20 protein-coding genes are annotated in these 19,772 nt (G+C 68.5%); 12 read left to right on the forward strand and 8 right to left on the reverse strand.

The features are described from left to right. Positions 1 to 36: 36 nt before the first annotated feature. A complete protein-coding gene (tbsP, locus tag AB2U09_RS03760; protein WP_459191351.1) occupies positions 37 to 855 on the reverse strand; it encodes a transcriptional regulator TbsP in 819 nt (272 codons plus the stop codon). 206 nt (positions 856 to 1,061) lie between these two features. On the opposite strand from tbsP, the gene glyA reads away from it, so the two are divergent. After that, the gene (glyA, locus tag AB2U09_RS03765) at positions 1,062 to 2,336 is read left to right on the forward strand and encodes a serine hydroxymethyltransferase (protein WP_459191352.1); all 1,275 of its coding nucleotides are present in this window, start codon (positions 1,062 to 1,064) and stop codon (positions 2,334 to 2,336) included. A 113-nt stretch (positions 2,337 to 2,449) separates the two neighbouring features. Here glyA and AB2U09_RS03770 read toward each other — a convergent pair whose 3' ends face one another. Next, the gene (locus tag AB2U09_RS03770) at positions 2,450 to 2,716 is read right to left on the reverse strand and encodes a HalOD1 output domain-containing protein (RefSeq protein ID WP_459191353.1); all 267 of its coding nucleotides are present in this window, start codon (positions 2,714 to 2,716) and stop codon (positions 2,450 to 2,452) included. Continuing rightward, entirely contained in the window at positions 2,713 to 3,105 is a 393-nt protein-coding gene (locus tag AB2U09_RS03775) for a hypothetical protein (RefSeq protein ID WP_459191354.1), read from the reverse strand. Before AB2U09_RS03775 ends, AB2U09_RS03770 begins: the two co-directional genes overlap by 4 nt. Before the next feature lie 249 nt (positions 3,106 to 3,354). Here AB2U09_RS03775 and ahbB point away from each other — a divergent pair, with 249 nt between their 5' ends. From ahbB to lwrS, 5 genes are all read left to right on the forward strand, one after another. Then, positions 3,355 to 4,413, forward strand: coding sequence for a siroheme decarboxylase subunit beta (gene ahbB / locus AB2U09_RS03780; RefSeq protein ID WP_459191355.1), 1,059 nt, complete (start codon positions 3,355 to 3,357; stop codon positions 4,411 to 4,413). 92 nt (positions 4,414 to 4,505) lie between these two features. Next, positions 4,506 to 5,153: a precorrin-2 dehydrogenase/sirohydrochlorin ferrochelatase family protein gene (locus AB2U09_RS03785; protein ID WP_459191356.1), complete on the forward strand. Its 648-nt coding sequence runs from the start codon at positions 4,506 to 4,508 to the stop codon at positions 5,151 to 5,153. After that, the gene (hemA, locus tag AB2U09_RS03790) at positions 5,150 to 6,475 is read left to right on the forward strand and encodes a glutamyl-tRNA reductase (protein ID WP_459191357.1); all 1,326 of its coding nucleotides are present in this window, start codon (positions 5,150 to 5,152) and stop codon (positions 6,473 to 6,475) included. Before AB2U09_RS03785 ends, hemA begins: the two co-directional genes overlap by 4 nt. 351 nt (positions 6,476 to 6,826) lie before the next feature. After that, positions 6,827 to 7,102, forward strand: coding sequence for a 4a-hydroxytetrahydrobiopterin dehydratase (locus AB2U09_RS03795; RefSeq protein WP_459191358.1), 276 nt, complete (start codon positions 6,827 to 6,829; stop codon positions 7,100 to 7,102). Beyond that, positions 7,103 to 7,534 carry an LWR-salt protein gene (gene lwrS, locus AB2U09_RS03800; protein WP_459191359.1) on the forward strand — a complete coding sequence of 144 codons (432 nt, stop codon included), beginning with the start codon at positions 7,103 to 7,105 and terminating at the stop codon, positions 7,532 to 7,534. It begins immediately after the preceding gene. Between the two features lie 33 nt (positions 7,535 to 7,567). Here lwrS and AB2U09_RS03805 read toward each other — a convergent pair whose 3' ends face one another. Continuing rightward, a complete protein-coding gene (locus AB2U09_RS03805; RefSeq protein ID WP_459191360.1) occupies positions 7,568 to 8,284 on the reverse strand; it encodes a YIP1 family protein in 717 nt (238 codons plus the stop codon). Positions 8,285 to 8,420: 136 nt separating this feature from the next. Between AB2U09_RS03805 and AB2U09_RS03810 the strand changes: the two genes are divergently transcribed. After that, on the forward strand, positions 8,421 to 9,068 hold the full coding sequence (locus AB2U09_RS03810; protein WP_459191361.1) for an HAD family hydrolase: 648 nt from the start codon (positions 8,421 to 8,423) through the stop codon (positions 9,066 to 9,068). Between the two features lie 3 nt (positions 9,069 to 9,071). Here the strand turns inward: AB2U09_RS03810 and AB2U09_RS03815 are convergent, their stop codons facing one another. Further along, positions 9,072 to 11,027 (reverse strand): molybdopterin biosynthesis protein, encoded by a 1,956-nt coding sequence (locus AB2U09_RS03815; protein WP_459191362.1) that lies wholly within the window; start codon positions 11,025 to 11,027, stop codon positions 9,072 to 9,074. Beyond that, entirely contained in the window at positions 11,024 to 12,274 is a 1,251-nt protein-coding gene (locus AB2U09_RS03820; protein WP_459191363.1) for a molybdopterin molybdotransferase MoeA, read from the reverse strand. The genes AB2U09_RS03815 and AB2U09_RS03820 overlap by 4 nt, the downstream gene beginning before the upstream one ends. Positions 12,275 to 12,382: 108 nt before the next feature. Between AB2U09_RS03820 and AB2U09_RS03825 the strand changes: the two genes are divergently transcribed. From AB2U09_RS03825 to AB2U09_RS03835, 3 genes are all read left to right on the forward strand, one after another. Next, positions 12,383 to 12,736 carry an Hsp20/alpha crystallin family protein gene (locus AB2U09_RS03825; RefSeq protein ID WP_459191364.1) on the forward strand — a complete coding sequence of 118 codons (354 nt, stop codon included), beginning with the start codon at positions 12,383 to 12,385 and terminating at the stop codon, positions 12,734 to 12,736. A gap of 6 nt (positions 12,737 to 12,742) precedes the next feature. Then, entirely contained in the window at positions 12,743 to 14,404 is a 1,662-nt protein-coding gene (locus AB2U09_RS03830) for an ABC1 kinase family protein (protein WP_459191365.1), read from the forward strand. Positions 14,405 to 14,635: 231 nt separating this feature from the next. Then, the gene (locus tag AB2U09_RS03835) at positions 14,636 to 16,555 is read left to right on the forward strand and encodes a beta-CASP ribonuclease aCPSF1 (protein ID WP_459191366.1); all 1,920 of its coding nucleotides are present in this window, start codon (positions 14,636 to 14,638) and stop codon (positions 16,553 to 16,555) included. A gap of 90 nt (positions 16,556 to 16,645) precedes the next feature. On the opposite strand, the gene AB2U09_RS03840 is transcribed toward AB2U09_RS03835, so the two are convergent. Further along, positions 16,646 to 16,945 carry a DUF5785 family protein gene (locus tag AB2U09_RS03840; protein ID WP_459191367.1) on the reverse strand — a complete coding sequence of 100 codons (300 nt, stop codon included), beginning with the start codon at positions 16,943 to 16,945 and terminating at the stop codon, positions 16,646 to 16,648. Positions 16,946 to 17,119: 174 nt separating this feature from the next. Here AB2U09_RS03840 and AB2U09_RS03845 point away from each other — a divergent pair, with 174 nt between their 5' ends. Both AB2U09_RS03845 and AB2U09_RS03850 read left to right on the forward strand, forming a co-directional pair. Further along, on the forward strand, positions 17,120 to 17,416 hold the full coding sequence (locus AB2U09_RS03845) for a HalOD1 output domain-containing protein (RefSeq protein ID WP_459191368.1): 297 nt from the start codon (positions 17,120 to 17,122) through the stop codon (positions 17,414 to 17,416). Between the two features lie 162 nt (positions 17,417 to 17,578). Then, positions 17,579 to 18,130 carry a GNAT family N-acetyltransferase gene (locus tag AB2U09_RS03850; protein WP_459191369.1) on the forward strand — a complete coding sequence of 184 codons (552 nt, stop codon included), beginning with the start codon at positions 17,579 to 17,581 and terminating at the stop codon, positions 18,128 to 18,130. A 422-nt stretch (positions 18,131 to 18,552) separates the two neighbouring features. Here AB2U09_RS03850 and AB2U09_RS03855 read toward each other — a convergent pair whose 3' ends face one another. Beyond that, a complete protein-coding gene (locus AB2U09_RS03855) occupies positions 18,553 to 19,710 on the reverse strand; it encodes an acyl-CoA dehydrogenase family protein (RefSeq protein ID WP_459191370.1) in 1,158 nt (385 codons plus the stop codon). Positions 19,711 to 19,772: the final 62 nt, after the last annotated feature.

Consider the following 19,772-nt stretch of genomic DNA (forward strand, 5'->3'; position numbering starts at 1 on the left):
GCCGTGAGGGCGCGACGGGTAGAAAAGCCCGGTGGGTCATTCCGCGAGTCGCTCCTGGGCGAGCGCGGCTAGCTCGGGGAAGTCGGCTTCGGCGATCTCGTCGTCGCCGGGCCGGAGGCGCAGGCGCGGCCGTCCGACGTCGATCGGGACCTTCTCCGTCTTCACGAGGCCGCTGTCTTCGAGGCGCGTTTTCATCCGCGAGAAGGTGGCCTTGCTGGCGAGACCGACGTCCTCGCCCCACTTGCTCATGTCGTAGAGCAACTGGCCGTTGCGGGCGGCGACGAGCAGGGCGATCGCGACCTCGTCCAGCCCCTCGCCGTCGCCCTTCGCGACCGACAGGGAGCCGAGCAGCCCGTCGAAGTCCTCGGCGGTGTCGGTCCCGATGTCCGCCGCCAGCGTCTCGCGGACGCGCGACAGCGGCGGCGTCCGCAGCGAGAACGGCTCGGCCTCGTCCCACTCGGCGGCGTAGCGGTCGCGCATCGCGTCGACGAACGCCTCGTCGGTCGCGGTCAGCCCGCCGACCTGATCGCCGGCCGAGACGAGCGAGACGACGGACGATTCGGTGACGAGCAGCGAGGCCGCCGGCGTCTCGTCGAGGACGCGGAGCCCGAGCGTGTCCGCGTCCACGAGGTCGGCGGCGTGGCCGGCGACGATGAAGTCTGCCATCACGTCCTTGATGGGGTCGCCCGGCGCGAGCAACCGGACCGTCGGAGGGTCTTCGACGTCGTGCAGTCGGAATATCAGCTCGGTGAGAGTCTCCCGTGTCGGATTGACCGCGTATACGAGGCCGCTACTGTCCCGAAAGACGCCAGCGAGAACGGCGCCGACGTCGTCGGCCAGAAAGTTCGAACTCATCTGATAGGCCCGGTATTTCGGATTATCACACTTAATTTTACCGCCCGTGATCGGTGAATCGACCCGACCCCATCGCGAGAGGATTCAGGCGGTCGCTGGGGTATCAGCGGGGGGAAGCCGCCTCGAGCGCTGTCGGCCGGGGCGCTCTCGAGCGCTCGCCGAAAAGGTAGATTATTGACGGGCGGCCGCCGAGAATCCACTACACCATGAACTACGATACCGTCCGGGAAGTGGACCCGGAGATCGCCGACGCGCTCGAGGCCGAGGTCGAGCGCCAGGGCGACACGCTGGCGATGATCGCCAGCGAGAATCACGTGAGCGAGGCAGTGCTGGAGGCGCAGAGTTCGGTCCTGACGAACAAGTACGCCGAGGGCTATCCCGGCTCGCGCTACTACGGCGGCTGCGAGCACGCCGACACGGTCGAGCAGCTGGCCATCGACCGCGCGAAGGAGCTGTGGGGCGCCGAGTACGTCAACGTCCAGCCCCACTCGGGCTCGCAGGCCAACATGGCCGTCTACACCGCGATGCTGGAGCCCGGCGACAAGATCCTCTCGCTGGACCTGACCCACGGCGGTCACCTCAGCCACGGCCACCCGAAGAACTTCGCCGGGCAGGTCTACGAGGTCGAGAACTACGAGGTCGACGAAGAGACGGGGCGGATCGACTTCGACGAGGTCCGCGCCCACGCCGAGGAGTTCGACCCCGACATGATCGTCTCGGGCTTCTCCGCGTACCCGCGCGAGGTCCAGTGGGACGAGTTCCAGGCCATCGCCGACGACGTCGACGCCTACCACATGGCCGACATCGCCCACATCACGGGCCTCGTCGCCGCCGGGGTCCACGACTCGCCGGTCGGCGTCGCCGACTTCGTGACGGGCTCGACGCACAAAACGATCCGCGCCGGCCGCGGCGGCATCATCATGGCCGACGAGGAGTACGGCGACGCCATCGACTCGGCGATCATCCCCGGGACTCAGGGCGGCCCGCTCATGCACAACATCGCCGGCAAGGCGGTCGGCTTCCAGGAGGCCCTGCAGCCGCACTTCGAGGAGTACGCCGAGCAGACCGTCAAGAACGCCGAGGCGCTGGCCGACCACCTGCAGGAGCACGGCTTCTCGCTCGTTTCGGGAGGGACCGACAACCACCTCGTGCTCGTCGACCTGCGCGACTCCCATCCCGACGTGACGGGCAAGGAAGCCGAAGAAGCGCTCGAAGACGTGGGGATCGTCCTCAACGCCAACACCGTCCCCGGCGAGACGCGCTCGCCGTTCGTGGCCTCGGGCATCCGCGCCGGCACCCCCGCGCTGACGACCCGCGGGTTCGACGAGGACGCCTGCGAGACCGTCGGCCACTGCATCGCCGAGGTCATCGACAACCCCGACGACGAGGACGTCAAGGCCGAGGTGGCCGAGATCGTGCAGGGGCTCACCGAGGAGTACCCGCTCTACGACGACGACAGCGAAGGCCTCGTCTTCGAGTAAGCGCCGCGAGTTCCGGTTCCGCGCCGACTCCGGTTTCGGACCGGGTTCGTTCTCGCGCCGACTCCGTTTTCGGACGAATCGCGTTCGTGCCGACTCCGTGCCCGTCGTGACCGCTATCTGGACTTCTTCGACCGGACCGCCTCGCTCTCGGGGACGGTCTCGCCGTCGATCCGGATCTCGCCGGCGCCGTCGACGGTGACCGTGTGGTCGGGGATCTCGAACGTGAGTTTCCAGTCCTCTGTGTCCGCTTCGACCAGCTCGCGGATGGCGTCAGTTGCGACGTAGTCGTGAAGCGAGTAGTCGAGGTCGTGGGCTTCGATCCCCTCTACGGCGGCGATCGCTCCGACGAGATCCAGCGTGACGTCGTCGAACGCAGTCACGATTGCCTCGCGTGTTCTTCGAGTCGCTGACACTCCTGGACGAGCTGCGGCGGGATCTCGCCGGCGTACGACTGCAGCGCTTCGAATACCGTTGCGACTTCCTCGAAGGCGGGGCCGCGCTTGACGGCGAGCGGTTCGCGCTCCCACTCGACGAATCCGGGTTCGGCGAGCACCGGCAGGTGCGTGTGCACGAGGTCGACGGCCAGCTTCTCCGGATCGCGGAGCTGGTACGGCGGGTTCGCCGCTTCGGGCAGCGAGAGCTGGCGCTCGGGCGGCGCCTCCATGAGCGCGACGACGATCTGCCTGCGTGGTTCCGCCATAAGCGCGTGGAACACCCGGTTCCAGCGCTCGATCATGGCTGACGCCCGACGGTCTCTGTCAGTCGGCATATCGTGTGGCAGGGTCTCAGGTAGCATAGCGTTTCCGCGCCGCGAGGGTGCGGCCGTGAACCCGGATACCCGGCCCGGGACGCGTTTTTGACGGACAGATGGAATCTTCCGCGTTCCTGATTCCTCGCTGGCGACCGACGAACGGGCGTCCGAGGCCACGGGGATCGCCGTCCGTAGGGAGCGAGGCGCCACCACCGGAGGCCTGCCGTAGACGGGCCGTTTATGCCGGCTCGTTCCCGAGTGGCGGGTATGACCGACCTCGACGACGTCGACCGGGCGATTCTCAACGCCTACCAGGGCGGGTTCCCGGTCGTCGCGGACCCGTACGAACCGGCGGCCGCGGCCCTCCGGGACCACGGCGTGGACGTGACCGCCGACGAACTACACGAGCGACTCGCTGCACTCGACGAGGAGAGCGTGCTCACGCGGTTCGGCGCGCTGATCAACGCCGAGGCCATCGGCGGCACGGCGACGCTCGTCGCGATGCACGCGCCGGAGGAGCGCTTCGACGAGGTGGCCGAGCAGGTCAACGCCCACACCGAAGTCGCACACAACTACGAGCGCGAACACCCCCACCTCAACATGTGGTTCGTCGTCTCGGTGGCCGACGAGGACCGCGTCGAGGAGGTGCTCGGCGAGATCGAGGAGGAGACCGGTCAGGAGACATACAATCTCCCGAAACAGCGGGAGTTCCACGTCGGCGCGAAGTTCCCCGTCGAGGGACCGCTCGAAGACGTCGACGGCGGGATCGACCGCTCCGACCTGGGGCCGGACGTCGAGCCGGAGAAACGGGACGGCCTGACCGCGCGGGAACGCGATCTCGTCGTGGAGATACAGGGTGGTCTTCCCACCACACGGACCCCCTACCGCGACGTGGCCGACGCGCTCGACGAAGATATCGAGTGGGTTCTGGAGACGATCAAGCGCTTCGACGCGGAAGGGAAGGTCCGTCGCGTTGGCGTCATCCCGAACCACTACTCGCTGGGCTACTCGGAGAACGGGATGACCGTTTGGAACGTCCCCGACGAGGTCGTCGACGAGGTCGGCCCAGAGATCGCCGCGTTCGACTTCGTGACCCACTGCTACCGCCGGCCCCGCCACGAAGGCGTCTGGCCGTACAACTTCTTCGCGATGACCCACGGCCGCAGCGAGGAGGAGAGCGAGGCCCGCGTCGAGCAGGTCCGCGAGAAGATGGCCGAGTACTGGGACGTCACCGACGACGACTGGGACACGCTGTTCTCGACGGGCATCCTCAAGAAGACGGGCATCCGCATCGAGGAGCGCGCGGACGCGAACGTCAGTTCCTGACTCGGCTTATCTTCAGGCCATCCGCTCGCTGCCGTACTCGTGGGGACATATCCAGAAGAACGCTTACCTGGGGGTAAGACGATGCTCAAGGTATGATCCCCCTGCTCCACGACTTCGAGGGCGAGACGGTCCTCGTGTTCGGGGGCGGACGCGTCGGCGCCCGGAAGGCCCGACGCTTCGCCCGGGAGGCCCGCGTCGTCGTGGTGAGCCCCGAGTTCGCCGACGCCGAGTTCGGCGACGCTGAACTGGTCCGGGAGGCCCCCGGACCGGACGACGCCGCCGACTGGTTCGACCGGACCGACCCGGCGCTCGCGGTCGCGGCGACGAGCGACGCCGACCTGAACGAACGCGTCGAGGAAATCGCTCGCGAGCGGGGCGTCCTCGTGAACCGGGCCGACCAGCACGGCGAGTGGGACCCGGGCAGCGTCGTCGTGCCGGCGACGGTCCGCGACGATCCCGTGGTAGCCGCCGTCGCAACGGGCGGTGCGAGTCCCGCGTTGAGCCGCCACCTTCGCCAGCGGATCGAGTCGGAGATCACCGACGCGGGCGCGATGGCGGAGTTGACGGGTGAGATCCGCGAAGCCCTCCAGCGGGAGGGCGTGGATCCGGACGTCCGCCGGGACGCCGTGCGGGCGGTTGTCAGGTCGGACGCAGTTTGGAAGGCTTTAGATAGTGGGATACCCAACGCTCGACAAGTGGCAGCGGACGTAATCGCGGACGTGACGGGTGAGACAGCGTGACGGTCGGAACCGGCGTCATCTCCGGCGCGAGCGTCGACATCGGCCGCGCGACGGTCGACGAGCTCGAGACCGCGACCGTCGACGGCCAGCGGGAGGCCGTCGAGCGCCTGCTCTCGGTCCCGGGGGTCGAGGAGGCGTACGTCCTCCAGACCTGCAACCGGGTCGAGGCATACGTCGTCACGAGCGACGAACCGGAGGGGCGCGCCGCGCTCGACGCCTTCTTCGACCCCGTCCCGGACGACGTGATTACCGAATTCGAACACGAGGAGAGCCTGCGGCACCTGATGCGCGTCGCCGCCGGGCTCGAATCCATCGTCGTCGGCGAGGACCAGATCCTCGGCCAGGTCGGCGACGCCTACGAGGACGCCCTCGCCGCGGGCGGCATCGGGCGAATTCTCGAAGCCGGCGTGACGAAGGCCGTCCACGTCGGCGAGCGCGCCCGGACCGAGACGGCCATCAACGAGGGGTCGGTCTCGATCGCCAGCGCCGCGGTCAAACTGGTCGACGAGGAGGTCGGCGTCGACGGTGAGGACGCGCTCGTCGTCGGCGCCGGCGAGATGGGGCGGCTCGCCGCTCAGTCGCTCGCCTCCCACGTCGACCACATCTACCTCGCCAACCGGACGGTCGAACGCGCCGAGCACCTCGCCGACACCGTCGACGCGGAGGCGACCGTCGTCGGGATGGACGAGGTGACCGACGCCGTCGCGGAGGCGGCCGTCGTCGTCACGGCGACCGGCAGCCCGGACTACGTCTTCGAGAGGTCCACCGTCGCCGACGCCGGCGAGACGTTCGTCGTCGACATCGCCCAGCCCCGCGACGTGCCGCCCGCGGTGACCGAACTCCCGGACGTGACCGTCCGCGACCTCGACGCGCTGCAGACGGTCACCGACGAGAACCGCGCCCAGCGCGCGGAGGCGGCTACGATCGTCGATGAGATGATCGACGTCGAGTTCGACAACCTGCTCGCCCAGTACAAGCGAAAGCGGGCCGACCGCGTCATCTCCGCGATGTACGAGAGCGCCGAGCGCGTCAAGGCCCAGGAGGTCGAGCGCGCCGTCAGCGAGGGCGATTTCGACGACGACCAGCGCGAGGTCATCGAGGCGATGGCCGACGCCGTCGTCAACCAGCTGCTCGCCGCGCCGACCAAGAGCCTGCGCGACGCCGCCGAGGAAGACGACTGGTCGACCATCAACACCGCGCTCCAGCTGTTCGACCCCGAGTTCGGCGGCGAGAGCGAGGAGGAGGTCTCGGACGAGGAAATCCCCGAACACATCCGCGACCAGATGCCCGACGCCGTCTTCGACCAGCTGAGCGACGACTAGCAGCAGTCTGATTTGAAACTGAGTCTGTCTGCGAGTGACGGTTCACGACTTGAGTGATTGCAGACTCGAACGTGACCACGAACGGCGTGAAAGCCCCGACGCGTTCGGCTCGGGGGTCTCGCTGTGCTCCTCGGTCGTTACACTCCCTGCGGTGCTTACGTCGCCCGCCTTCGCCGAACGCGTCGCCCCTTTCATTCTCACCCGTTTCTGCTGGTCACCAGTCTGTGCGTGCGGGGGCTTTCACGCTGTTCGCTGTTCCAGTTCGAGTAGCGGCCGTCTCTGTCGCAAGGAGCGTACTCGCTCCAACACATCGGCCGAACTTTCATGCGGGTACCGCTCCACCGTCCGATCATGGCACACCTGCTTTCAGACGAGGAGATCGAGGAGCGACTACCCGGAGAGTGGGAGCGCGACGGCGACGAGATCGTCCGGACCTACGAGTTCGACGCGTACCTCGACGGCGTCGGCTTCGCGGCCGGCGCGGGCGGGGTCGCGCAGGATGCCTTCCACCACCCCGAGATGACCATCGGCTGGCGCGAGGTCGAGGTCCGGCTGACGACCCACGACGAGGGCGGTATCACGGACAAGGACATCGAACTCGCCGAGCGGTTCGACGACCTGCGGTAGATGGCGCCGGGTGCCGACGAGGGGCAGAGCGGCGACGGATCCGCCGCGGGCGACGCGAACGCGGCGTACGTGTTCCGAGTGACGGTTCGGCTCGACCCCGACGTCGAGGGGGTCTGGGCGACGCCGGACACCGTCGAGACGACGGTCTTCCGCCGGGCGGACCCACCGGGCCAGCCCGGGTGGCTGTACTTCCGGGACAACCTGTGGCGCGGGGAGTGCGGCGACGAGGCGTACATGCGCGAGGTCACCGAGGACGCGCTGGGCACGGCGGTCGCGAGCGTCTCCTTCAGCGAACTCCGGACGACGCAGGGGTATCTCGACGACCTCCGCGAGGCGATCGCCGAAAACCTGGACCTGTTCAACGCGTCGACCGTGGACGAAGTGCTGTCGAAATACCTCGGAAGCTCGATCCACGTGACCGACGAGGTGTAGGGCGGCGTTCGACGCTTTCGTCGGCAGTTCGACTCAGACCAGTCCGAACATCTGCGCGAGGAACCCGACGTAGGTTCCGATAGCGTTCAGCACCGCGATCACGCCGGGGAGCGCAATGCAGAGCAGGGCCTGCCGCTGAGTGAGGTCGCGACCGTACTCGGCGGCCAGCGTCCACAGGTAGACGACCCAGAGGCTGAACAGCGGCCGGACGAAGTCGACGCCCACCCGGGCCGGATGGTCCACGACGCTCGATCGAACCCACTGGCTGAGCGCGGCCTCGGACGCGAACGCGGGCGCGTCGAGGAAGATCGCGGTCATCGCGACCGCCGACGCGGCCGCCGGGATCAGCGTGGGCGCGAGCGCCCATCCGACGAACGCGAGTACGCGCCGGAAGGGACCCTCGCCGTCGAAGACCAGAGAGACGAGGTAGATCACCGCGGCGACCGCGAGCCAGATCGCGAAGTACGCAACGCCGTTGACCCACAGCACGAGGACGAACGACCCCGGCGCGCTGACCCGCTCACTCGCGGTGGCGTAGACGAGCGTGCCCAGATCGATCTCGGTCAGCAGGTGACCGAAGGTCCGGAGGAGCAGCACCGTCGGGGCGATCACGAGGAGGGCGTGCGCGGCGACGACGAGCGCGGGGCCGACGAGCGAGGGATCTCCCTGCCGCCGTTCGAAGAACGTCCGCGGGTCGGTGACCAGCGTCGACAGGCCCATGGTGTCCGCACGCTGGACCGTCCGTGTCATAAATTTGCCCGGTCCCGACCGTCGGATCGCGGCGAACGAGCGAGAGACGGCCGGATATCCTCTCGACGAACGGGCGACGGCGCGGTGGTGCTCGCCAGAAGGTACTTACAGCGCAGACTCCTACAGTATCGATCCAATGGCCGGCGACGCGTACGATTTCTGGCTGTTCGACCTCGACGGGACGGTCGTCGACGTCGACCCCGACTACCCCCGAAAAGTGATCGGCGAAGTGGGGGACAGACTCGGGTGCTCGTTCACCGACCGGGAGGCCGACCTGATCTGGTACGGCGTCGGTGGCGCGCGAGGCGGCGTCTTCTCGCAACGCGACGTCGACCCCGACGAGTTCTGGGAGACGTTCCACGAGGTCGAAGACCCCGTGGCCCGCGCCGAGTCGTCGTTCATCTACGAGGACGCCGCGGCGTTCATCAGCGAACTCGACCGACCGACGGGCGTCGTCACCCACTGCCAGTCGTACCTGACCGAGCCGCTGCTCGAACACCACGACATCGCCGACTGGTTCGACGCCGTCGTCTGCTGCGACGACGACATCGGCTGGAAGCCCGACCCGAAGCCGGTCGAACTGGCGATGAACCGCCTCGGCGTGGGGTACAACGGCCACGAGGGCGCCCTCGTCGGCGACGACCCCGACGATACCGGCGCCGCGTGGAACGCCGGCATCGACGCGATCCACGTCAACCGGGTCGACGCGGTCGACCGCGGCCAGTGCGTCCTCGGCGACGTCCGTATCGACGGCCTCGACGACCTCACGTCGCTGGACGCCTGACGGCTACGCCGCCTCGAACCCGTCGAGCGCCGAGACGACGTCCTCACCGTCGTCGAGAACCTCCCGCAGTCGCTGCACACTGGTCTTCTCCATCCGGTCGGGGTTCGCGAGCACGCGAACCGACTGCGTGCCCACGGGGACGAACCCGAGTCCGAGTTTCGACGCCGTCGATCGCAGCCCGAGACCGGCGTCGGCGTCGCCTGCTGCGACCGACCGTGCGGGACTCTCGAAGGCTCGCGCGGCCAAGTCGAACCCGGAGACGGCGTCGGTGACGTCGCGGCGGTCGACGCCGCGGTCGTCGGCCAGGTCGGCCAGCGACTCGGAGAGGCTGGTGCGGAGGCCGGACTCGGTCCCGCGGTTGACGAACGAGAGGTCGCGGTCGACGAGGTCGGCGAGCCCGTCGATCCCTTCGGGGTTTCCGTCGGGGACGACGAGTCCCCACTCGCGCGTCCAGCCGCCGAGTTCGACGGCGTCGGCGACATCCTCGCGCTCGGCGTCGAACGGACCGGCGACGACGGCTACGTCGGGCAGTCCGTCCCGGAGTTCCCGCAGACCGCCGCGCGACCCGCGAGCGAGGTATCGGGGTCGGTCGACCCGGTCGAGTAGGCGCGAGAGCGCCGGATCGTCCTCGCCCACGCCGAGCAGCGTCGGCGCTCGCACGTCCGGCGAGAACAGGTCGACGGTCACCGAGTCGCCGGCGGCGAGGACGTTGGTGTCGGCGGGGACGTCGACCACGCCGTCCGCCGCGGTCAGCGTCGTCGTCGCGCCGCTCCCCTTGTCGACGGGGTAGACGAGCGTCTGGCCATCCTCGTCCTCGACTAGCCCGACCGCGAGCAGGCGGCGTCGACCCTCCTCGGAGCGCTCGGAGACGGCCATCCGCCCGTCGACGCGGGCCGTCTGCGGGTCGGGGACTCCCGCGGCCGACCGGATCGCCGGCGCGACGAACGTCCGGAAGATGGTGAGCGCGGAAACCGGATAGCCGGGGAGGCCGACGTAGGCGGCGCCCGCGTCGCTCTCGTCGGAGTCGCTCTCCGAGCCACCGATCCGGCCGACCAGCATCGGCTTGCCGGGTTTGATCGCGACGCCGTGGAGCAGGAGTTCGCCACGCTCCTCGATGACCCGGTACACCACGTCGACGGCGCTGGCGCTCGTCGACCCGGAGGTGAGCACCAGGTCGCAGTCGGCGGCGGCCTCGACCAGCGTCTCCTCCATCGCGTCCATGTCGTCGCCGACGTGGGGGTAGACGACCGGCTCGCCGCCGGCCTCCTCGACCGCGGCGGCGACGGCGTAGCTGTTCACGTCGTAGATCTGGCCGGCGCGGCTGTCCAGGTCCCCGCCCGGTCGGACGAGTTCGTCGCCGGTCGAGACGATGGCGACGCGCGGTTTCGCGCGGACCGGCACCTCCTCGACGCCGAGCGCCGAGAGCAGGCCGATCTCCCGGGGCGTAAGTCGGGTTCCCGGACCGAGCGCTCGCTCGCCGGCGGCGATGTCCGCGCCCGCGAGCATGACGTTCTCACCCGGCGCGACGGCGGTCTCGATCCGGACGGCGCGGTCCGCGTCGCCGTCGATGCTCTCAGGTCCCGCTTCCTCGGTCCGCTCGACGATCACCACGGCGTCGGCGCCCTCGGGCATGACCGCGCCCGTCGAAATCTCGGCCGCCTCGCCGGGTTCGAGCGAGACCTCCGGTGCTTCGCCGGCGTGGACGCTCCCGACGACGGGGACCGTCACGGGCGAGTCGTCCGCGCCGTAGGTGTCCGGGGCGCGGACGGCGTAGCCGTCCATCGCGGCGCGGTCGAAGCCCGGGACGTCGAGGCCGGCGTCGACCCGCTCGGCGAGGACGCGCCCGCGGGCGTCGTCGAGGGGGACCGACTCGCGCCCGGCGGTCAGGTCGAGGGAATCGACGACCTCGTGTGCCCGTTCGGGGTCGGCGAGGTCGCGGAACTCCTTGCGGTCGCTCATATCGAGGCCTCCCAGCGCTCGACGGAAACCGTTTCGCCCGCGGGCAGTCCGCCGCGATCCGAGCCAGCGGCTACCCACCCGTCGGCACGGGCGATCGTTGATAGCGGTTCGCCAGTGATCGGGCGAGCCGTCCGCGCTCCGGCGACCGCCGCACCATCGTCCTCGAACGCGACGGGGACAATCGAGGTCCGCCCGGCCGCGCTCTCGATATCGGCGGCGAGTTCCGCCTCGAGGGTCGTCGGCGCAGGTGGTTCGCGCCCGGCGAGGCGGGCGACGGCGGGGGCGACCAGTTGCGTCGTCGCGACGAACGCGGCGACGGGGTCGCCGGGGATCGACAGGACCGGTCGCTCGTCCACGACGCTCAGCGCCGTCGTCCCGCCGGGGTCGAGGCCAACGCAGTCGACTTCGACCTCCCCGAGGTCGGCGATCACGTCGACGATCCGGTCCGATTCCCCGGCCCCCGTCCCGCCGATAGTGACGAGGAGATCCCTCGTCAGGTCCCGCTGGACGGCCGCCCGGAGCGCGTGTGGGTCGGGGTCGACAGGATCGCGATAGGTCACCTTGGCGCCGAAGCGCTCGGCGAACTCCGCGACCGTCGTGCCGGTCGTCTCGACCGTCTCTCCCGGTTCCGGGTCGCCGTCCACGACCCCTCCGCCGGTCGGAACGATCCCGGCCGTGGGCCGCTGGACGACTTCGACGCGGGTGCGGCCGGCCGCGGCGCAGAGCGCTGGGTCGGACGGACGAATCCGGTGCCCTGCCGGTCGGACTGTCTCGTCGGCGGCGATGTCCGAGCCAGCACCGCGGACGCCCGTACCCGGCTCGACCGATCGAACAACGGTGAATTCGCCGTCGGATCCGCCTTCGCTCTCCGACGACCCGCTCGGCGAGCCCGAAGCGAGCCCGCCGACGCCGACGACCGCGTCGGCACCATCCGGGAGTTCGTCGCCGGCTTCGACGGCGACCCCCGTCCCTGATTCGACGGGGCCGGAGCCGGCGTCGAGGTCCACTGGCTCGTCACCGTTCGCGCCGGCAGTGTCGGCGGCGCGGAGGGCGACTCCGTCGCGGGCGGCCTGGTCGTATCCGGGGACGGCGCGGCGGGCGGTGACGGGTTCGGCGAGCGTTCGGCCGACGGCAGTGCTCACGGGCAACCGCTCGGTCCGGTCGATCGGTGCGACGACTTGCCGGAGGCGGTCGAGCGCCTCCGGGAGCGGGGGCCGGTCGGCGGCGGCCCGGCGTGGGTCGGTCATACCGGCGCTTCCGCCGCCCGGCCAATAAGCGGTGCGTCGCAGTCGTTCGCCCCGCGGCGGGTTGCGGACACCGCGGCCTTTTTCGCCGTCGCATCCTAAGCCCCGCCCATGACATCGTTGCGCGACGCGCTCCGGGACTTGCCCGACGCCGTCTTCGCCGACGTGCTGGAGAGCGACGACGCGTACCTGCTCGTGCTCGACCTGCCGGGCGCGACCGACGCGACGGTCGACGCCGCGGTCGACGGCAGCCGCCTGCGCGTCGAGGCGCGCCGTGAGAAGGACGTACCCGCCGACTTCGACTACGTCGAGGAGGAGCGCTCGCTGTTCCTCGACGTCGAGCTTCCGCTGCCCCCGGGGGTCACCGGCGCGGGCGCCTCCGGGTCCATCGACCGGGGCGTCCTCGAACTCGAACTCCCCAAGGCCGAGGCCGCGCCGGAGACGCAGATCCCCATCGACGACTGAGTTCACGTGAACATACGCGCCTACTGGCGGTTCGTCGTCGTCGCGTGGCAGTTCCTGCCGCTGGGCCTCGCGTATCTCCGCGACCGCAACCGGTTCCTCCTCTTCGGCAGCAGCCGGTCGGTCTCGCCCGACGTTCAGCGCGAGCGTGCCCGCCGGCTCCTCGATACGCTCCTGACGCTCGGGCCGACGTTCATCAAGCTCGGCCAGCTGCTGTCGACCCGTCCGGACGTGCTCCCGCCGGCGTACATCGAGGAACTCGAGGAGCTACAGGACCGCGTGCCCCCGGCCGACTGGGAGCGCGCCCGCGTCGTCCTCGAAGAGGAACTGGGCTCCATCGACCACCGGTTTGCCGAGTTCGAGACCGAGGCCATCAGCGGCGCGAGCCTCGGGCAGGTCTACCGCGCGCGGACCGAGGACGGCGAAGTCGCGGTCAAAGTCCGACGACCGGGTGTCGAGGACCTAGTCGAGGCGGACCTGCACGTGGTCAAGTGGTCGCTGCCGCTCCTGCTGTACTTCGTCGACGAGTCGCGGTCGTTCTCGCTGGAGACGCTCGCCGACGAGTTCGACCGGACGATCCGCCAGGAGATGGACTACGAGCGCGAGGCGCGGATGCTCGAGGAGATCCGCTCGAACTTCACCGGCGATCGGCGCATCCGGATCCCCGCGGTCGACGAATCCCGCTCGACCGACCGCGTGCTGACGATGGAGTACGTCCCCGGGACGAAGATCACGGACATCGAGGACCTCGACGAGCGCGGCCTCGACCGGACGGAACTCGCCCGAACCCTCCAGGAGGCGTACCTCCAGATGATCATCGAGGACGGCGTCTTCCACGCCGATCCCCACCCAGGCAACCTCGCCGTGCAGGACGACGGGACGCTCGTGTTCTACGACTTCGGGATGAGCGGCTACGTCGACCCGTTCATCCAGGACCGGATCGTCGACTTCTACGTCGCGGTCGCCGACCAGGACATCCAGGGCATCCTCGACACGCTGATCGAGATGGGGACGCTCTCGCCGGAGGCCGACCGGCAGGTGATGGCGGACGTGCTCGAACTCGCCATCGCCGACGCCCGCGGTGAGGACATCGAGCAGTACCGCGTCCAGCAGATCGTCCAGCAGGTCGAGGACACCATCTACGACTTCCCGTTCCGCCTGCCCGCGAACCTCGCGCTCGTCCTCCGCGTCGCAACCGTCGTCGAGGGAGTCTGCGTCACGCTCGACCCCGACTTCGACTTCATCGAGGTCGCGACCGACTATCTCCGCCAGCAGGGCTTCCTCGCCGACACCGCCCGCGAGTACGTCGAGGACCGCGTCGACGAGGTTCAGGAGGCGACGAAGTCGGCAATCAGGACCCCGCCGAAGGTCGAGGAGGTGCTCGATCTAGCCATCCACGAGGACCTGCAGGTCGAGGTCGACTTCCGCGATTCGCAGAACCTCCTCGGGCAGGTGACCCGCCGGCTCATCTACGGGATGGTGCTCGCGAGCGCGGTCTTCTCCTCGGCCGTGCTGTTCGCGTTCGAGCAGCTGATCGCCGCGGCGACGACCGTCGTACTGGCCGTCGTCGTCGCCGTCCTGCTGTACTACTCGTTCCGCAAGCGGCGGGGGATCCGCGCCCAGCCGCAGTTCACGCGCCAGAGCATGCGCGAGCGCGACCAAGAGCGGTGAGCGTTCGCAAGCGGTTTATACCGTGACTCGACTACCTGCAACCGAACGACGCCGACCGCTCGCGGGTCCGGCCTCGGTTCTTCTCTCCGTCCGGGAGGATCTCTCGACGAGGGCGGCCGAGACGGTGACTCGCGGCCGGTTCCGTTTGGAACGACTGCCCCGAGCCGTCCCTCCGACGGGCGTCGTCGGACGGCCGCGACGGGCGGCGACCACACAGACGCTACTACATGAATGAGTACTGACGACAGCACGAACCCGATCGAGTCGATGCGGGAGACGATAGAGGCGGAGATACCCGACGAACTGGAGATTTCGCGGGTCACCTTCGAGGGCCCGGAACTGGTCATCTACACGGAGACGCCCCGGAAGTTCGCTGAGCGCGACGGGCTGGTGCCGCGGCTGGCCAGCTCCGTCCGCAAGCGGATCACCGTCCGGCCGGCGGCGGGCACACAGGTCCGCGAGCGCGACGCCGAGGCCGAGATCCGCAACCTGATCCCCGAGGAGGCCGGCATCCAGAACCTCCGGTTCTACCCGGGAACCGGCGAGGTCGTGATCGAGGCCGAGAAGCCGGGCATGGTCATCGGCAACCGGGGGAGCACCCTCCGGGAGATCCAGCGGGAGGTCGGCTGGACCGCGGAGGTCCTGCGGACGCCGCCCATGGAGTCCTCGACCGTCGACAACGTCCGCAACTATCTCATCCAGGAACGCGAGGAGCGCCGCGAGTTCCTCGAACGCGTCGGCGAGCGGATCCACCGCGAACAGCGCGAGGAGACCGACTGGGTCCGCGTGACGACGCTGGGCTGCTGCCGCGAGGTCGGCCGCGCGAGCTTCATCCTCTCGACGCCCGAGACCCGGATCCTGATCGACTGCGGCGACAAACCCGGCGCGGAGGGAGAAGTCCCCTACCTGCAGGTCCCCGAGGCGAACCCCATCCCCGACCTCGACGCGGTCGTGCTGACCCACGCCCACCTCGACCACTCCGCGCTACTCCCCCTCCTCTTCAAGTACGGCTTCGACGGCCCCATCTACACGACGCAGGCCACGCGGGACCTGATGGGCCTGCTCCAGCTGGACTACCTCGACGTCGCCGCCAAGGAGGGACGCTCGCCGCCCTACGAGTCCGAGATGGTTCGCAAGGAACTCAAACACACCATCCCGGTCGAGTACGGCAACGTGACCGACATCGCCCCGGACGTCAAGCTCACGATGCACAATGCCGGGCACATACTCGGGAGCGCCGTCTGTCACTTCCACGTCGGCAACGGCTTCCACAACGTCGTCTTCTCCGGAGACGTTCACTACGAGGACACGCGGCTGTTCAACGGCGCCTCGAACGACTTCCCGCGGGCGGAGACGCTCGTCATGGAGTCGACCTACGGGAAACGCGACGACTACCAGACCGACCAGGAAGACAGCGAGCGGAAACTCGTCGAACTCGTCAACGAGACCTACGAGCGGGGCGGCAAGGTCGTCATCCCGGCGTTCGCCGTCGGGCGCTCGCAGGAGTTGATGCTCGTGCTCGAAGAAGCGATGCGCGAGGGGCGGATCCCGACGATGCCGGTCTACCTCGACGGGATGATCCGCGAGGCGACGGCCATCCACACGGCCTACCCCGAGTTCCTCCGCGACGGGCTCCGCGAGCGGATCCTCCACGAGGACGAGAACCCGTTCCTCGCCGACCAGTTCCAGCAGGTCGACGGCGGCGACGAGATGCGCGAGGACATCGTCGACGAGGGTCCCTGCATCATCCTCTCGACGTCGGGGATGGTGACCGGCGGCCCCATCATGTCGTGGCTCAAACTCCTCGGCGGCGAGGAGGAGAACATGCTGCTGTTCGTCGGCTACCAGGCCCAGGGGACGCTCGGCCGCCGTATCCAGAGCGGCCGGCGGGAGATCCCCTTCAGCGACCGCGGGAGCCGCGGCGAGCAGATGACGCTCCGATTCGACGTCGAGTCCGTCAGCGGGTTCTCCGGCCACGCCGACCGGCAGGGCCTGGAGAACTTCGTCAAGACGATGAACCCCCGTCCCGAGGAAGTCCTCTGCGTCCACGGCGACGAGACGGCGACCGACCAGCTCTCCTCCGCCCTCTACCAGGAACTCAACGTCCGAACCCACGCGCCCCGCAATCTCGAGACGTTCCGCTTCGACTGATCGACGGCGCTTCGACGCTCGAAGTCCTCGTTTTCGATCTACACGAACTGCAGAAATGCGGTTCCCGGACGCCAGCCGGATCGTGACGAGTCAGGCGTGTTCGAGCCGGTAAGGCCAGTAATCGGCCTCGCGCAGCGCGGCCCCGACCGCCTTGTGGAAGTCCGGGAAGTCCTCGTACTCTTCCTGGTCGACGTACTCGAAGATCTCGGCGACGCTGACCACGGTCTCGTAGTCGATCCGGATCGGATCGTCGCCGAATTCGGAGACGAACTCCGACTGGGTCAGCGGGAAGTCCTCCGCTTCGTCGATCTTCTTCGCGAGCACCGCCTGTCCGTACTTGCGGCGCCCCTCGCTCCCCTCGTCGCCGTCGGGGTCGTGCGGCCAGTCCATACCCGTACCTGTGGACGAATCACGCAAAAGGATTACTCTCTCCCGCCGCGACCGCCGCGACCGCCGGTTCGAATCTGTTGTGATTATCTAATAACATAGGCATCAGGTACTTACCTGAAGATCACTGCGTGTTAACGTCGGCACGGCGCGGACTACGTCGCCTCCAACCCACCAATGATCGAACAGAGACCCTGGACCGACAGCGCTCGGACGTACGAGGTCGACGTCGAGTCGGTCGCGTCCGAGTCAGCGAGCGCTGCAGTCTACAGAGCCGTCGCGGCAGTCGCCGACCGCAAGCCGGAGAACCTCGAACCGCTCGGCAGAACCATCGACGTCGACGCCCTCGACGCGCTCCTCGACGGGCCCGGCGCCGAGACCGCGTGCCGAGTCACGTTCCGCTATCAGGGATACGCCGTCGAGGTCGTCGCAGACGAGACGATCCGCCTCACTCCGCTGTCCGACGAGGCCTGACGGCGTCGGCCGCTGACGAGGCTAGTGGCGGCCGCTGGCGGACCACCGGCCGCGCTCCGTCGGTTCGACCGCGCTCGCCGCCTCGCCGGAGGCTGCGGGCGCTCCACCCCACCCCTCAGCCGACCGGAAAACAGATACCGGAGGCGCGGCCTCGTGCGCTTCATGCCCGGTCCACGCATCGCCAGCGGCGACCGCGTCACGCTCCGATCGGTCGAACAGGAAGACGTACCGTTCCTCCAGCGGGCCAGCGCGAACCCCGAGATCCGCCACCCGCTCGGCAGCTATCTGCGGAACCAAGAGGCCATGGACGTCTCTGAGGAACAGGGAACCGACCGATTCCTCGTCTGTCTCGACAACGAGGACGCCGGCCCCGGCCAGCCCGACGAGGACGAGACGCGGCGCATCGGCGCCGTAAACGTCGAGGAGATGCATTATCGCCGTCCGGAACTGGGCTACTGGCTGATCCCCGAGGTCCACGGCCAGGGCTACGGGAAAGAGGCCGTCGGCCTGGTGATCGACTACGTGTTCCGCTCGTACGACAAGCCAGCCGTCGGCGCGGGCGCCTTCGACCACAACGACGCCTCGCGGGGCCTGCTGGAATCGCTCGGCTTCGTCGAGGAAGGGCGCCGCCGGAAGTTCATGTTCATCGACGGCGAGCACCGCGACATGGTCCAGTACGGCCTGCTTCGTGAGGAGTGGCTCGATCGGGAGTGAGTTCTCGTGAAGCAGCAGGACTCGCAGTGATCGCAACCGAGGGGATGGTTGGGCGTTGAAAGCCCTCGACCCGCTCGCTAGTTGTCGGATCGGCCGCGGGAGTCAGCAATCGATGAAAGCCCTCGACGCGCTCGCGGTCGCTGAGCGACATACCTTCGCGGCCGAGGGCCGCTTCGGGTAGGGGTCGCTCAGGCGACTGAACTGCACGCGAGCTCGCCTCGCCCTTTCAGTCCGCCAGGGACAGCAGAACCGTACAGCACCGCAGACGGCCACACGCCTCCCCAGCCGATTCGCTCAGTCGCTACGCTCCATCGCTCATCCCTCGCGCGACTATTTCGAGCGGCCCGCCAAGCGGCGGGCACGCTCGACAGCACGCGCCACAGCGGAGATCGACCGTCAGCAGAAAATCGATACCGGGCGAATCAGACCATGCCCTTGCCGAGGAGTTCGCGGGCGACGATGTTCTTCTGGATCTCGGTGGTCCCCTCGTAGATCTGGGTGATCTTGGCGTCGCGGTAGAACCGCTCGACGTCGAAGTCGTTGACGTAGCCGGCGCCGCCGTGGATCTGGACGGCCTCGTCGGCGACGTCGACGGCGACCCGCGAGGCGTACTCCTTGGCCATCGAGGCCAGCTGGGTGAGGTCGTCCTCGGCGTGGTCGACGCTCCAGGCGGACTTGTAGGTGAGCTGGCGGGCGGCTTCGGTCCGGGTGTGCATGTCCGCGAGCTTGTGCTGGATGGCCTGAAACTCGCTGATGGGACGGCCGAACTGCTCGCGCTCCTGTGCATAATCGAGGGCGCGTTCGGCGGCCCCGCGGGCGATACCGACTCCCTGTGCGGCCACCGCGGTCCGGGTCTCGTCGAAAAACTGCATCAACTGGAGGAAGCCCGCGCCGCGGGTGCCGACGAGGTTCTCCTCGGGGACACGCACGCCGTCGAACAGCAACTCGGCGGTGTCCGAGGCGCGGATCCCCAGTTTGCCGGTGATCTTCTCGGCCTCGAAGCCGTCGCGGTCCGACTCGACAAGGATCTGCGAGAAACCGTTGTACCGCCCTTCGGCGTCGGGGTCCGTCTCGCAGAGGACGACGAAGTAGTCGCCGACGGAGCCGTTGGTGATCCACATCTTGTTGCCGTCGATGACCCACTCGTCGCCCTCCTTGCGGGCGGTCGTCGAAACCGAGGAGACGTCCGACCCCACGTCCGGTTCGCTGATTGCCGAGCCCATGATCGCCTCGCCCTCGGCGACCGGCCGGAGGAACTCCTCTTTCTGCTCCTCGGTACCGAACTCGACCAGCGCGTCGGCCCCGAACGCCGCCGAGGAGATGGAAAGCCCGATCCCCGGATCGGCGGCGAACAGTTCCTCGACGATGATGATGTTCGTCAGGTAGTCGTAGCCGACGCCGCCGTATTCCAGCGGGACGTTCGATCCGACCAGTCCCAGTTCCGCGGCCTCCTCGACCAGATCGTGCGGGAACTTCTCCTCGGTGTCGTACTCCGTCGCGACCGGAACGATCTCGTTCTCGGCGAACCGCCGGACCTCGTCGCGAACCTGTTTCTGCTCGTCTGATAGGGCGAAGTCCATGTGTAAAATGTCATCGTCTACCACACATAACGTTTCGTAATCAACGATCAACGCACGAGTAG

Source organism: Halosimplex yunnanense, assembly GCF_054504345.1.